The organism is Phaeobacter sp. CECT 5382 (genome assembly GCF_001457775.1).
In the GTDB taxonomy this organism is placed as follows: domain Bacteria; phylum Pseudomonadota; class Alphaproteobacteria; order Rhodobacterales; family Rhodobacteraceae; genus Pseudophaeobacter.
In genome coordinates this window covers 227623-242203 of the sequence record NZ_CYSG01000002.1, presented here as the reverse complement: position 1 = coordinate 242203, position 14581 = coordinate 227623, and the positions used below count along the sequence as shown (strand labels likewise).

The following is a 14581-nucleotide window of genomic DNA, read 5'->3' as shown; positions in this document are numbered from 1 at the left end:
CACCCGGCTCTGGCACAGAGATAAAAACAACAATAATACATGCGCCGGGTCACCACCCGGCGTTTTCATTCTTAAAGGACCAGTCGTGATGTCGCGCTACGCTGCCACCGAAATCGAAGCAAAATGGCAAAAGGCCTGGAACGAGGCCGGTATTTTTGAAGCCAAGCGCACGCCTGGCAAAGAAAAATACTATGTGCTCGAGATGTTCCCCTATCCATCGGGGAAGCTGCACATGGGCCATGTGCGCAACTACACCATGGGTGACGTGGTGGCACGCTACAAAATGTCGACTGACCACAACGTGCTGCACCCGATGGGCTGGGATGCCTTTGGGATGCCAGCAGAAAACGCCGCCATGGCATCGGGTGGGCACCCAAAAGACTGGACCTACGCCAATATCGACGCGATGAAAGAGCAGATGAAGCCGCTGGGGCTCTCGCTGGACTGGTCGCGCGAATTCGCCACCTGCGACGAAGACTACTATGGCCAGCAGCAGGCGCTGTTCCTCGACTTTCTCGACAAGGGGCTGGTCTATCGCAAAAACGCCGTGGTGAACTGGGATCCGGTCGATATGACCGTTCTTGCCAATGAACAGGTCGAAGGCGGACGTGGCTGGCGCTCTGGCGCTCTGGTTGAACGGCGCGAGCTGACGCAGTGGTTCTTCAAGATCTCTGACTATTCCGAAGAGCTGCTCTCGGGGCTGGACGGGTTGCACAACTGGCCTGCCAAGGTGCGCCTGATGCAGGAAAACTGGATCGGGAAATCTCGCGGCCTACAATTTGGCTTTGAACGCACCGATGGTGGCGCGGCAATCGATGTTTACACCACCCGCCCCGACACGCTGAATGGCGCATCTTTTGTTGGCATCTCACCGGATCACCCCATCGCCAAAGAACTCGAGGCCAACTCGCCTGAAGTGGCAGAGTTTGTCGCCGAGTGCCGCAAGGGTGGCACCACCGAAGAGGCCATCGAGACGGCTGAAAAGCTCGGCTATGACACTGGAATTAAGGTCAAACACCCGCTCAACCCCGATTGGGAGCTGCCCGTCTGGATCGCTAATTTTATCCTGATGGATTATGGCACCGGCGCGGTCTTTGCCTGCCCCGCGCATGATCAGCGCGATCTCGATTTCTGCCGCAAATACGACCTGCCGGTCCTTAACGCATTTTACATGCCTGAGGACGGCACTCCCGTCGCCGGTGAGGCCCTGGTGCCTGCCAAATCAGAAAAAGTGCGCTGGGTTGACCATTTTGCTGGCCTCACCGAGGCCACCGGTGAAGAGGCGATCAACGCCACCGTTGATTATGCTGAAAATGCTGGGTGGGGCGAAGGCGTCACCAAGTACCGCCTGCGCGACTGGGGTCTGTCCCGTCAGCGCTATTGGGGCTGCCCCATCCCGGTTGTTCACTGCGAGGACTGCGGCGTGGTTCCAGAAAAGAAAGAGAACCTGCCCATCGCCCTGCCCTATGACGAAGACGGCACAGCGATTGATTTCTCGGTGCCCGGCAACCCGCTGGACCGTCACCCCAGCTGGCGCAACTGCGCCTGCCCCGCCTGTGGCAAACCTGCCCAGCGCGAGACCGACACGATGGATACCTTTGTGGATTCCTCCTGGTATTTCACCCGTTTTACCGCGCCACATGCCAAAACCCCCACCATCCTGGCTGAGGCAGAATACTGGATGAATGTGGATCAATATATTGGCGGCGTGGAACATGCGATTCTGCACCTGCTTTATGCCCGTTTCTTCTCGCGTGCGATGAAGATCTGCGGCCACCTGCCCGATGGCTGCGAAGAGCCCTTTGACGCGCTGTTCACCCAGGGCATGGTGACCCATGCAATCTATCAAACCACAGGCGACAATGGCCGCCCGGTCTACCACTACCCCGAAGAGGTCGAGCTGCGCGACGGCAAGGCCTTCCTCAAGGAGGGCGGCGCCGAGGTGACTGTGGTGCCTTCGGCCAAGATGTCGAAATCGAAGAACAATGTAGTGGATCCGCTGTCGATCATTTCTGCCTTTGGGGCCGATACCGCGCGTTGGTTTGTCCTGTCTGATTCGCCTCCCGAACGGGATGTGGAATGGACCGCCTCGGGTGCCGAGGCCGCCTATAAGCACCTCAACCGGGTCTGGAACCTCTGCGACAAGATCGGCGCGATGGAACCGGGTGCCGCAGGTGAAGGCGACGAAGAACTGCTGCGCGAAATGCACAAAGCCATTCGCGATGTGACACTGGGTGTGGAAAGCTTTGGCTTCAACGCCTCAATCGCGCGGCTTTACGGGTTCACCAGCATACTGGCGAAATCCAAGGCAGGTCAGGCAGCACAAAAGCAGGCAATCATGACCCTCGCACAACTCATGTCACCAATGACACCGCATCTGGCCGAGGACATTTGGGCATATCAGGGCGGCGAAGGCCTGATCGCAACCGCTCCCTGGCCGGTCGCGGACGAGGCGATGCTGGTCGAGGATACGATCACCCTGCCGATCCAGATCAACGGCAAACGCCGTGGAGAGATCAGCGTCGCTGCCGATCTCGACAAGGCAGAGGTTGAAAAAATCGCCCTGGCACACGAAGCTGTGCAAAAGGCGCTGAATGGCGGCGCCCCGAAAAAGGTGATCGTGGTGCCCGGTCGAATCGTCAATGTCGTTGCTTAACCGCTCTCTGCGGCGTCTGTGCCTGACTGCCTCCGTGGTGGTCGGCACCTTCACGCTTGGCGTGATCAGCGGCTGTGGCTTCACCCCGGTCTACGCACCGGGGGGCGGCGGCACGGCACTTTATGGTCAGGTCAGCATTCAGGTGCCTGAGCAGGTGGATTCGACCGGAGAGTCCAACGCCTATTTCCTGGTCCGCGATCTCGAAGAGCGGCTGGGCCGCAACAGTTCTGGCGACTACGATCTTGGGCTGACACTGGCCACCCGCCAAGAAGGGCAGGCGATCACTGCAGGCAACGATATCACCCGCTATTCGATCATTGGCAAAGCTGGCTATAGCCTGACGCGTCTCTCTGATGGTGTGATTGTCTCTAGCGGCACCGAGACCAATTTTACTGGCTATTCTGCCACCGGATCTACTGTTGAGACATTGGCAGGTGAACGCGATGCCTATGAAAGGCTGATGGGAATTCTTGCGGACCAGATCACGTCGCGCATCCTGGCCACGGCGGATCTTGCTGTCGCACCCGTCACAACTGCACCTGTCGAATGAAGCTGTCACCACGCGACGCCGAAGGCTATTGCGCCCGGCCAGATCCGAAAAAAACCGGATTGTTGATCTATGGCGGCGATGCCATGCGCGTTGCCCTGAAGCGCCAGCAGATGCTGGCCGCGCTGCTGGGCCCCGAAGCGGACGAGGAAATGCGCCTGTCGCGCATGCCCGGATCAGAGCTGCGCAAAGATCCCGCTCAGCTGTTGGACGCTGTAAAAGCCGTCGGTTTTTTTCCCGGCCCGCGCGCCGTCTTTGTCGAAGAGGCTAATGACACCGCCGCCCCGGCGATTCTGGCAGCACTTGAAGAATGGCAGCCAGGGGACGCGCAGATCGTGGTCACCGCAGGCCAGCTGAAGGCAACATCTAAGCTGCGCAAAGGCTTTGAGGCCCACTCTAATGCCTATGCGACCGGGATCTACGATGATCCGCCATCGCGCGCCGAAATCGAACGGATCCTTGGCGAAGCAAAGATTCGCGATGTACCGGGTGACAGCATGTCGGCGCTGACGGATATTGCCAATGACATTGGCCCCGGCGATTTTTCCCGCATGATCGAAAAGCTGTCGCTGTATAAATACGGCGATAACGAACCGCTCAGTCTCGAGGATATTCAGGCCGTTGCCCCACAATCCACCGAAGCTGCGCTGGATGATGTGCTCAATGTGGTGGCCGAGGGGCGCACTCCCGAAATTGGCCCGCTGATCAGCCGCCTGCAAGCGCAGGGCACCAATGCGGTGACACTGTGTATTGGCGCCACCCGGCATTTTCGCACGCTTTACACGGTTGCGGCAGATCCCGGCGGGGCAGCGCAGGGCATTGGCCGTCTGCGCCCGCCGCTTTATGGCAAACGTCGCGACCGGGTGCAGCGTCAGGCGCAAAACTGGGGGGCGGATCGTCTACAACGCGCCCTGACAATTCTGACCGATACCGACCTTTTGCTGCGCTCGGCCGGGCAGACAGCGCCTGCACTGGCGCTGATGGAACGCGCCCTGATCCGTCTGGCCATGTTGGGCCGCGCACGCTGACGCAGCGCCTTTGCGGTCTGGCGATGCGGTCTCGACGTGTTGTTTCGCGACGATCCTCTCTTGACCTGCGCCGCTGCCCCGGCATCTTGGCGGGCAACAAAGATCAGGGAGAAAAACCTCATGTATACTGTTATCGGCAAACCAATGACGCGCACCTTTCGCGTGCTCTGGACACTCGAAGAACTGGGCCAGCCCTATGAACTGAACCCGGCGATGCCGCAGAGCCCCGAGGTCGTGGCACTGAATGCATCCGGCAAGGTGCCAGTGTTTCAGGACGATGGGGAGACGATCACCGATTCGACCGCCATCATTACCTATCTGGCAGATAAACACGGTCAACTGACCGCCCCGGCCGGCACTCTGGCCCGCGCCCGTCAGGATGCCATGACCCAGCTCTGCCTGGATGAGCTGGACGCCCTGCTTTGGACGGCTGCGCGTCACAGCTTTGCCCTGCCCGAAGACAAGCGCGTGCCAGAGGTAAAAGACAGCCTGAAGTGGGAGTTTGCCCGCAACCTGGCCCGGATCGAGAGCCGCATCAAAGGCCCCTATCTGATGGGAGAGGACTTTAGCATTGCCGATATCGTCTTCACGCACTGCCTGAACTGGGCTTTCAGCGCCAAATTCCCGATCGAAAGCCAAGCCGTTCTGGACTACAGTAAAGCCATGCGAGCACGCGAGGCTTACAAACGGACCGCAGCGCAAGCCAAATAAAGACGCTGGCCAAATAAAAACCTAGCCAAAGTGCAGTCTAGGCTAGGTAGCGCACCGCTGCACGGCCAGCCCAGCGCCCGGTGGCAAAACAGCCCGTCAACAGGTAACCGCCTGTTGGCGATTCCCAGTCCAGCATCTCACCGGCGCAGAACATGCCGGGGATTCGCATCAGCATCAGATCCTCATCCAAAGCGCTCCACATCACCCCGCCCGCGGTCGAAATCGCCTCATCCATCGGGCGCAGGTCTGCGTATTTCACCGGCAGGCCCTTGATCAGATCGGCAAGGTGCTTTGGGTCCTGCGGCAGTGGTCGGCCAAATTCCTGCAACAACGCCGTGCGAGCTGCTCCGAGTTTCAGCGTGCGGCGCATATGGTTTGCAAGGCTTGCCTTGCCGCGCGCCACAGACAGGCGTTTAGCCACCACGTCAACGGTCAGATCCGGCAGCAGATCCACTGTCAGCGGCGCCCCACCGCGTACAGCGGCGCAAATGGAATAAATACCGCCGCCTTCCAATCCGCGTTTGGAGATCACTGCTTCCCCGCGCGACGCGCTCTCACCTGCCTGCCAGCGCACCCCTTTGACAGGTTGGCCGAACTGCGCCGCCATATGATCTGACCAATTGACCAGAAGTCCCGCGTTAGCAGGCTGGAATGGCGCAAGATCCACGCCTCGGCTCGCCAAAATATCTGCCCAGCCCCCATCAGAGCCCAGCCGAGCCCAGCTGGCCCCGCCCAGCGCCAAAACTGTGGCGCGGGTGTTGAGGGTTTGCACCCCTTCAGGGGTGTCAAAGCAGAGTGCGTCATTATCCCAGCCAGTCCAGCGCCAGCGGCGTTGCCAGCTCACGCCCAGGTTTTCGAGTTCAAGAAGCCAGGCCCTGAGCAGCGGTGATGCCTTCATCTCGGACGGGAAAACCCGCCCGGTAGAGCCAGTGAACAACACGCGGCCCTGCGCACGGGCCCAGTCCTGAATGGCTGCCGGATCAAAGGCTTCGATCATCGGTAACAATGCCCCTGCAGCACTGCCATACTGTGGCATCATCTGCGCCAGAGGCTCGTCCTTGGTGAGGTTCAGACCGGATTTACCAGCCATCAGAAACTTGCGCGCCAGCGACGGCTTGGCTTCGACGACCAGAACACGATGTCCGGCCCGCGCGATCTCACCGGCAGCCATTAGCCCTGCAGGGCCTGCACCAATCACCACTGCATCCCAAGTCTGGTCCATGATGTCACCCTTTTAACGAATGCCCGTGACACGGGCTCTTGGCAGGGCCTTTACTGGAGCCCATTGAGAAAGACGAGGCCCCTATGTGCCCGTTGCACTGTTCTCTGTGATCTCCAGGCCGTCAAAGACATCCGTCTTTTCAAACGTGGCCCCAGCAAGGTGCTGGAATTCCAAAGTGGTATAGGGCCGCCGCCAGAGCCAGGGGCGATTTTCCACCGCCCGCAAGTCCTGGTTTGGCGGCTGCTCTGCCGTGTAGGCCAGAAAATACAGATCAAACCCATAGTCCGCGACATCCTGCACAGACAAAAGGGTCATGTCCTCATGCGCTGCCAACTCTGCGGTGATATTGCCTGTGCGCAGCGTGATCTGGCCAATATGGCCGTCACCACCCAACGGCAGATCGGTATTCCCCTGCTGCTGTCGCGTGCCATCAAAATCATGCTGTAGCAATTCAATGACACAGCCCGCCGGGTCCGTCAGATGTGCCATATAGCCAATATCAAGGAATTGTCGCGGCGCAGAGACCGCAACCCCGCGACGACAAAGCTGGTCATAGGCCATATCCAGATCCGGCTGGCAGATGCCAATTTTCCAGTAGCGATCTGTGCGGGCAGACACATAATCCTGAGCACCGGCCTCGACAAGGCTGGGCATCAAGATCAGATCGGCATCGGCACCAACGTATCCAACCCGCCAAGTATCGCCCAGATGCTGCGCCTGCATGCCCATCACATCGGTATAAAACGCGGCCAGCGCGGCCGGATCGGGGACACGAAGATGCAGGCCAGACAGGCGTTTCAAAGGACTAGCCCCGGCACATTGCAAGGATACCGCTTGCAATCTCGGGCTTGGCAGCCAGCGCATCCACCATCAGCAAACGGGCCTGTGCCATCAGATCTTCGGGCGCAATCAGACGATCGACCAAGCCCCAGGCGCAGGCCTCTTCTGCTTCGATCTTTTGCCCCGCTGCCAGGATCATCTTGGTACGAGCCGGGCCGATCAGGGCGCTCATTCGCATGGCATCCGAAGGCTGCGGCAAATAGCCAAGTTTCATCACCGGATAAAAGAACCTCGCCGTTGGCACCGCCAGACGGATATCACAGGCCAGCACCATGCCATTGGCGCCTCCTGCCAACGTCCCGTTGAGCGCTGCTACCTTCAGGCAAGGCAGCGCTGCCATCGCCTTGGACAGCCGCTCCCAGACGGTAGAGGTCGCAAGACCTGCGCGTGCCTCATCCAGATCGGCCCCAGCGCTGAAGACCTTGCCTGTGCCAGTCAGGATAAAACCGCGCGCATCGGTGGCACGGGTGATGATATCCACCAGATCTTCCAGCATGGCTTCGGTCAGGGAATTGGCCTTTTCCGGACGGTTGATTGTGACGGTCCAGAGCCCGGTTTCGGATATCTCCAGATCGATCATATCAGGCCCACCCGACGACGAATGAGATCAAGCCGCAGCGAGACCTCGTCACCGAGGAACTCATCCGCATCCGGGCTGCACATCCACAACAGAGTCTTGGCTGGCCATTCGGCAGGCACGTGATCCTTCCAGGCAAGCTGGCTTACCGGGTTAATACCGCTGGATTTGATCTTGCGTTGCATCTCAGTTGCGACGGTGCCTGGCGACAGGCTCAGCACCCGAATGCCGTTGCTGCCTTCTTCGAGATGCAGCGCCCGCGTCAGCATCAGAACCCCCGCCTTAGAGGTGCAATAGGCGCTCCAGCCTTCGAGCGCGTTATAGGCCGCACCAGACCCAATATTGATGATGGTGCCGCCCCCGCCCGATTTCATCAGCGGCAAAGCGGCGTGCACCCCGTTGAAGACGCCTTTGATATTGATATCAATGAGCTTGCCCCAATCGGCTGGGCTGGCCTCCTCGATGCGGGCAATCGGGTCGATGACGCCGGCATTGTTGATCAGCACATCCAGACTGCCAAAATCCGCATGGATCTTTTGCAGGGCAGCCGCGACTGCGGCCGGGTCTGACACATCGCAGGCAAAAGCCAGCGTGTTTTCGCCGATCTCTTCGGCGAGGGTCGCCAGACTGTCGGTGCTCCTTGCCAGCAAGGCCAGATTGGCCCCGGCTGCCGCAAAGACACGTGCTGCATCCGCCCCGATACCCCGGCTTGCACCGGTGATGACAACAGTTTTACCCTTGATATCGATCATATTAATCTCCAAATCCGCCCTCCAGAATGTGGTAAACTGCTTAGGGGGAACGGTCCAGTCCCAGGCACCCTTGACGCTGGGAAGCACGCAGTCGACCATACGGGCCATTGAATTTGCAGATATGCAGAAAGGTTATCCTATGTCAGTTTTCCTCGCACGCAGCAGTAGCGCTGCTGCAATCCTGATTATTTCCGCCCAAGGTGCATTTGCAGATGTCAGCGCCCAGGATGTCTGGTCTGACTGGAAAGCCTATATGACCGGCACCGGCTACACAGTCACCGGCACCGAAAGCATGTCGGGCAATACCCTCACCGTCAGCGATATCACCATGACCATGCCGATCCCCGAAGAGGATGCGACCGGCGGGTTTATGATGCCCGAAATCAAGTTTGTCGAAAACGGCGACGGCACCGTCAATATGCTGCTGCCAAAAGAATTTCCGATGTCCTTTGTTGGTTCAGATGACAAAGAAAAATTCTCGGTAGAGATCCTTTTTTCGCATGACGGTGCGCCAATGGTGGTGTCCGGCGATACCTCAGCCATGGCCTATGACTATGCCTCGAGCAAGGTCACCATGACGCTGAACAAGATCGAAGCCACCGGCGAAGACGTCCCAGATGATCTGGTAAAGGCCAGCGTGGTGTTTAGCGACGTCGCCACCAGAACCAACATGCAAATCGCGGATCTGCGCAGCTATGATCAGACCATGACCATTGCCGACGTCAAATATGACTTTAGCTTCAAGGATCCGGAATCGGCAGACAGCGGCACCGTAACTGGGGCAATGTCCAAATTGACCTTTGCCGGCACCAGCGTTGTGCCAAATGGCCTGAAGAACCCTCAGATGTCGGATCTGATCAAAGCTGGCTTTGGCTTTGACGGCACTTTTGCCCATGCAGGCGGCAACACGAACGTCAGCGTCACTGGCAGCGACAGTTTCGATCTTCAAAGCAGCTCCACCGGTGGTGATATTGCTATGGCCATGAGCCAAGACGGCCTGTCTTACGATGTAAAACAACAGGGTATCAGCCTAAACGTTTCTGGATCAGAAATCCCCTTTCCGCTGGCGCTGACCATGGCCGAAACCGGCTTCAAGCTCTTGATGCCAGTTAGCCAGTCCGACACTGAACAGGATTTTGCCTTGGGCGTGACACTGCGTGACTTTGCAGTTCCTGAAATGCTCTGGGGTATGGTTGATCCCACCGGCACCCTGCCACATGACCCGGCAACAATTGTCCTGGATCTCGCTGGCAAGGGCAAACTGCTACTTGACCTGTTTGACGCAAAGGCCCTCGAAGGCCTTGAGCGCGGCGATCAGGAACCCGGAGAGCTGAACGCCGTCAGCATTAAGCAGCTGCTGGTTTCTGCAGCGGGTGCCAAACTGACAGGCACCGGTGACTTCACCTTCAACAATGCCGATCTTGACACCTATGACGGCATGCCTGCCCCGGATGGTGTGGCCAATCTCAAACTCGAAGGGGCCAATGGTCTGATCGACAATCTTATCAAAATGGGCTTGGTCAGCGACAGCGATGCCATGGGCGCACGGATGATGATGGGCATGTTCGGCGTGCCCGGTGAGGGCGAAGATACCCTGACCTCGGAAATCAAGGTCTCCGAGGACGGCCAGATCCACGCCAATGGCCAGCGCATCAAATAAGAGCTGGTTTCCTGTGAAATCATCCCTGAGGGCCGCAATCTGCGGCCCTTTTTCGTGCCGTGCCCTTGCAGCAGCGCGCCGCTCTGGCTAGCTCTTGTAGCAATCCAAATAGAGTAGGTGCCCATGACCCAGTCTCCGCAAACGCTATGCCAAGCCCTGATTGACGCCGCCAAACGTGCCGGGGCTGATGCTGCCGATGCCATGGCCGCCGAGGGTCGCTCTCTCAGCATCGAAGTGCGCGAAGGCAAGCTGGAACATGCGGAACGCTCCGAGGGCACCGATCTGGGTCTGCGGGTCTTCATCGGTCAGCGTCAGGCGCAGGTCTCCTCATCGGACAGTCGCCCCGAAACCCTGGCTGCCATGGCCGAACGCGCCGTGGCCATGGCCCGCGAAGCCCCAGAAGATCCCTATACCGGGCTGGCCTCGGCTGATCAGCTGGCACAAGACTGGGATCTTGACGCACTTGAGCTGTGTGACCCCAGCGACGAGCCCGCCCCCGATGCTTTGCAACGCGACGCCTTGGAGGCCGAAGCCGCCTGTCAGGCCATCGACGGCATCAGCCAGGTGCAAGCCGCCGCAGCCGGATACGGCCATCACGCCATCTATCTGGCAACCACCAACGGGTTTTCTGGCGGCTATCAGCGCACCGGCCGGTCAATTTCCTGCACCGGGATCGCCGGCACCGGCGCCGGGATGGAGCGCGATTACGACGGCGATTCCCGCACCTTTCAGGCCGATCTGCGCAGTCCCGGCGACATCGGTCGCATTGCAGGTGAGCGCGCAGTGGCCCGGCTGGATGCGCGGCGCCCACAGACCGGCAGCTATCCGGTGCTGTTTGACGAACGCATTTCCTCGTCTTTGATTGGGCACCTTCTGGCCGCCGCAAATGGGGCCGCCATTGCGCGTGGCTCCTCCTGGTTGAAAGACAGTCTGGGGCAGCAGATCCTGCCAGAAGCCCTATCAGTGATCGAAGACCCGCATCGCCCCCGTATTTCGGGCTCGCGTCCCTTTGATGGCGAAGGTCTGGCCACCCGCCGCCGCGCCATTATTCAGGACGGTGTGCTGACCGGCTGGACCCTGGATCTGGCCTCTGCCAAGAAACTTGGCCTACAAAGCACCGGCAATGCAGCGCGCGGCATTGGATCGGTTCCGTCGCCCTCGAACTGGAACATTGCCCTGACACCGGGTGAGCAAAGCCGCGATGATCTCATCTCGGGCATGGGCACAGGCTTGCTGGTGACATCGCTCATCGGGTCCACCATCAACCCCAACACCGGGGACTATTCACGCGGTGCCTCCGGCTATTGGATCGAGAATGGCGAAATCGCCTATCCGGTCAACGAATGCACCATTGCGGGTAACCTGCTCGATATGCTCAAGGGGATCATCCCCGCCAATGACGCACGTGATTACCTGTCGCGCGTGGTGCCCTCGCTTCTGGTCGAAGGAATGACCCTTGCCGGCAGCTGAAGACCTCGCCCTGTTAATCCAGGCGGCCGAGGCCGCCGGTGACATCGCCCTGAAATACTCTGGCCCGGATGCAAAACGCTGGGACAAACCGGATGATCAGGGGCCCGTTACCGAGGCCGATCTGGCCGTGAATGCCATGCTAGAAGACATGCTGCCCCAGGCGCGGCCCAACTATGGCTGGCTGTCAGAAGAGAGCGAAGACAGCCAGGAGCGCCTAGGCCGGGATCGCGTCTTTATTATCGACCCGATTGATGGCACCCGCAGCTTTGCCGAAGGGTCGCGAACCTGGGCCCATTCGCTGGCCGTGGCAGAACGCGGCGAGGTCATCGCCGCAGTCATCTACCTGCCAAAACGTGAGTTGTTGTATTCCGCCGCCAAGGGACAGGGTGCCTTTTGCAATGGCCAGCCTGTGTCAGTTACCCCACCGACAGAGCTGCCTCAGACCAAGGTCCTGACAGCCAAACCAAATCTCGACAGTAAACATTGGCGCGGTGGCAGCGCGCCGGAATTCTTGCGCAGCTACCGCCCTTCTCTGGCCTATCGTTTGGCGCGGGTGGCCGATGGCGGCTACGGCGCCATGCTGACGCTGCGCCGCAGCTGGGAATGGGATATTGCCGCCGGGGATCTGCTGCTGCGCGAAGCTGGCGGCGTCACCACGGATCGCCACGGCACGGGTCTGCGTTTCAACAATGCGACCCCGTTGCTGGATGGTGTACTTGCAGCCGCCCCCGACGTGCATCAGGTACTGCTGGCCGGGCTGGAACCACAAGGCCCCGGCATTCCCGGGCGGTACTGACCGGATGTGTCCCCCGTCACAGGCCCAGTCACAGCCCCAGTCACAGGCCCAGTCACAGGCCCAGTCTTTTGGCCTGCGTTTGCGCCAGTCGTTTTCTCATGGCTGAGCCCGCGCTGCCTCCCCGCCCCGAGGGCGAAGTGCTTTGGCTGCATGCGACCAATATCGAGCGCTATCTGGCGCTCTGCGATATCGGGCACCGTTTGAAGGCCATGCGCCCGGACCTAGTTGTGATCGCCACCTGGGAAGCGGAGATGGGCGATATCCCTCTGGCCGACGGCTGCGATTTTGCCCTTGGTACACTGCCGGAGGACCAAACTGTTGAAGCAAAATCATTTCTCAGCCATTGGCGGCCGGATCTCTGCCTCTGGGCCGGGGGAAATCTGCGCCGAGGCGTGTTGCGACAGATGCGCGATCAACGCGTTTCTGCCCTGCTGATCGATATCCGCGAAGATGAGCTGCCAACCCGCAAGCTGCGCTGGCTGCCGGATCAGCGCCACCGCATGTTCAGCACTTTTGAAACTGTGCTGACGCCTTCGGTGGCGGTGCGCAATCAGTTGCTGCGCGGTGATCTGGCCGAAGACCGCCTGCTGCTGGCGCCGCCCCTGCGGATTTCGACCCTGCCCCCCGGATGTCTGCAAGAAGACCTGAATGCCCTGCAACAGAGCCTGGCCAGCCGCCCGGTCTGGCTGGCGGCCCATGCACAGCTGAAAGAGATCCCCACCCTGCTGGATGCGCATCGCATTGCACTCAGACTGCTGCACCGATTGTTGCTGGTGGTCGCCATCGACAGTCCCGACTGTCATGCCCGGGCGCGCAGCCTGCTGCGGGCCAGCGGCCTGCAATGCGCCGATTGGACCGCAGGAGAAGAGCCGGATGACTATACCCAGGTCCTGTTGGTCGATTGTGAAGAACTGGGCCTGTGGTACCGGGTTGCTCCGGTTTCATTTCTGGCCAACAGCATGATGCCGCAAATGCCCGGCCAAAGCCCACTGGATGCGCTGGCGCTTGGCTCTGTAGTGCTGCATGGACCGGGCACGGGCCAGCATCGGGACATTTACGCCCGGCTTGGCGCAATTGGCGCGTCCGAGCGGATCAAGAGCCCACAGGAGCTGGCCGAAATGGTCATCCACCTGTCCGCACCAGACATGGCAGCGGAAATGGCACTGACCGGCTGGAATGCCGTGACCGAAGGGGCCGCCATGACCGATCAACTGATAGATAGGGTCCAGGATATTCTGGACCTACGCGAGGAGCAAAATGCGGCCCCCTGAATTTTGGAATAAGCCTCCCAAAGACTTTGATCTGCGCGCCAGCCTGCTGGCCCCATTGGGCTGGATCTATGCGCAGGCCACCGCACGTCGCCTACGGGCAGGGACCGGCTACACATCCTCGGTTCCGGTGATCTGCGTCGGCAACCTGAATGCCGGGGGCACTGGCAAGACCCCGACGGTGATCTGGCTGGTGGAGCACCTACGCAACATGGGGCACGACCCGCATGTGGTCAGTCGTGGCTACGGTGGGCGGCTCGAAGGGCCAGTGGCCGTGGACCCCGGTCGCCACAGCGCCGCCGATTGCGGCGATGAACCTTTGCTGCTGGCCGCCTTTGGTGAGGTCTGGGTTTCCAGGGATCGCGCCCTCGGGGTTCAGGCCGCCGAATCGGCAGGCGCCACGGTCATCTTGCTGGATGACGGGTTTCAAAACCCGGGCGTGACAAAGGACCTGTCGATTGTCGTGGTGGACGCCAAGCGTGGTTTTGGCAATGGGCGCTGCCTGCCCTCCGGCCCCTTGCGCGAACCCGTGCCAGTGGGCCTTGCCCGCGCAGATCTGGTGCTATCGATCGGGAACGCGGCGGCGCAGGCGGAGTTCGTCCGGATCTGGAGCGGCGCCCTGCTGGGTAAACCGCATGTCACCGCAGCGCTGGAGCCTTTGCAGACCGGCATGCCCTGGCAGGATACGCCAGTTTTGGCCTTTGCCGGCATTGGCTATCCGCAGAAATTCTTTGATACGCTGCGTCGGCTCGGCGCCAATATCATCCATGCCGAAGCCCTAGAAGATCACCAACGGCTATCCACCACCTTGCTGACCCGGCTCGAAACCGAAGCACGGCTGCGCGGTGCACAATTGGTCACCACCGAAAAAGATGCGGTGCGCCTGCCCCAGAGTTTTCGCCATAAGGTAGTCACCCTGCCCGTGCGCCTGCAGATCGAAGGCGAAGATGCGCTGAGCGCACGCCTGCGTGCCATTGCACCCCCACCGCCATAAATTCTGTTGTGCGCTACACAGCATAACGACACAAAAAAGCCCGAGGTTTCCCCCGGGCCT

The 14581-nt window shown here is 60.0% G+C and carries 13 protein-coding genes; 9 read left to right on the top strand and 4 right to left on the bottom strand.

What is annotated here, in order from left to right; translation table 11 throughout:
• Window positions 1-88 precede the first annotated feature (88 nt).
• The 4 genes from leuS (at window position 89) to PH5382_RS03090 (ending at window position 4942) form a co-directional block, all read left to right on the top strand.
• On the top strand, window positions 89-2656 hold the full coding sequence (gene leuS, locus PH5382_RS03105; protein ID WP_058332885.1) for a leucine--tRNA ligase: 2568 nt from the start codon (window positions 89-91) through the stop codon (window positions 2654-2656).
• Window positions 2643-3206 (top strand): LPS assembly lipoprotein LptE, encoded by a 564-nt coding sequence (gene lptE / locus PH5382_RS03100; RefSeq protein WP_082645549.1) that lies wholly within the window; start codon window positions 2643-2645, stop codon window positions 3204-3206. Before leuS ends, lptE begins: the two co-directional genes overlap by 14 nt.
• Window positions 3203-4231: a DNA polymerase III subunit delta gene (gene holA / locus PH5382_RS03095; protein WP_058332884.1), complete on the top strand. Its 1029-nt coding sequence runs from the start codon at window positions 3203-3205 to the stop codon at window positions 4229-4231. The genes lptE and holA overlap by 4 nt, the downstream gene beginning before the upstream one ends.
• A 120-nt stretch (window positions 4232-4351) precedes the next feature.
• A complete protein-coding gene (locus tag PH5382_RS03090; protein WP_058332883.1) occupies window positions 4352-4942 on the top strand; it encodes a glutathione S-transferase family protein in 591 nt (196 codons plus the stop codon).
• Window positions 4943-4979: 37 nt separating this feature from the next.
• On the opposite strand, the gene PH5382_RS03085 is transcribed toward PH5382_RS03090, so the two are convergent.
• The 4 genes from PH5382_RS03085 to PH5382_RS03070 form a co-directional block, all read right to left on the bottom strand.
• Window positions 4980-6164, bottom strand: coding sequence for a TIGR03862 family flavoprotein (locus PH5382_RS03085; RefSeq protein ID WP_058332882.1), 1185 nt, complete (start codon window positions 6162-6164; stop codon window positions 4980-4982).
• An 81-nt stretch (window positions 6165-6245) separates the two neighbouring features.
• On the bottom strand, window positions 6246-6965 hold the full coding sequence (locus PH5382_RS03080; RefSeq protein WP_058332881.1) for a VOC family protein: 720 nt from the start codon (window positions 6963-6965) through the stop codon (window positions 6246-6248).
• A 4-nt stretch (window positions 6966-6969) separates the two neighbouring features.
• Window positions 6970-7584 carry an enoyl-CoA hydratase/isomerase family protein gene (locus tag PH5382_RS03075; RefSeq protein ID WP_058332880.1) on the bottom strand — a complete coding sequence of 205 codons (615 nt, stop codon included), beginning with the start codon at window positions 7582-7584 and terminating at the stop codon, window positions 6970-6972.
• A complete protein-coding gene (locus tag PH5382_RS03070) occupies window positions 7581-8330 on the bottom strand; it encodes an SDR family oxidoreductase (protein WP_231751786.1) in 750 nt (249 codons plus the stop codon). Before PH5382_RS03070 ends, PH5382_RS03075 begins: the two co-directional genes overlap by 4 nt.
• A 142-nt stretch (window positions 8331-8472) precedes the next feature.
• Between PH5382_RS03070 and PH5382_RS03065 the strand changes: the two genes are divergently transcribed.
• From PH5382_RS03065 to lpxK, 5 genes are all read left to right on the top strand, one after another.
• A complete protein-coding gene (locus tag PH5382_RS03065) occupies window positions 8473-9993 on the top strand; it encodes a DUF2125 domain-containing protein (RefSeq protein ID WP_058332878.1) in 1521 nt (506 codons plus the stop codon).
• Window positions 9994-10116: 123 nt separating this feature from the next.
• The gene (locus tag PH5382_RS03060) at window positions 10117-11463 is read left to right on the top strand and encodes a TldD/PmbA family protein (protein WP_058332877.1); all 1347 of its coding nucleotides are present in this window, start codon (window positions 10117-10119) and stop codon (window positions 11461-11463) included.
• On the top strand, window positions 11450-12259 hold the full coding sequence (locus PH5382_RS03055; RefSeq protein ID WP_058332876.1) for an inositol monophosphatase family protein: 810 nt from the start codon (window positions 11450-11452) through the stop codon (window positions 12257-12259). Before PH5382_RS03060 ends, PH5382_RS03055 begins: the two co-directional genes overlap by 14 nt.
• Window positions 12260-12357: 98 nt before the next feature.
• Window positions 12358-13530, top strand: a complete 1173-nt coding sequence (locus PH5382_RS03050) for a 3-deoxy-D-manno-octulosonic acid transferase (RefSeq protein ID WP_058332875.1) — start codon at window positions 12358-12360, stop codon at window positions 13528-13530.
• The gene (gene lpxK, locus PH5382_RS03045; protein WP_058332874.1) at window positions 13517-14521 is read left to right on the top strand and encodes a tetraacyldisaccharide 4'-kinase; all 1005 of its coding nucleotides are present in this window, start codon (window positions 13517-13519) and stop codon (window positions 14519-14521) included. The genes PH5382_RS03050 and lpxK overlap by 14 nt, the downstream gene beginning before the upstream one ends.
• Window positions 14522-14581 lie beyond the last annotated feature (60 nt).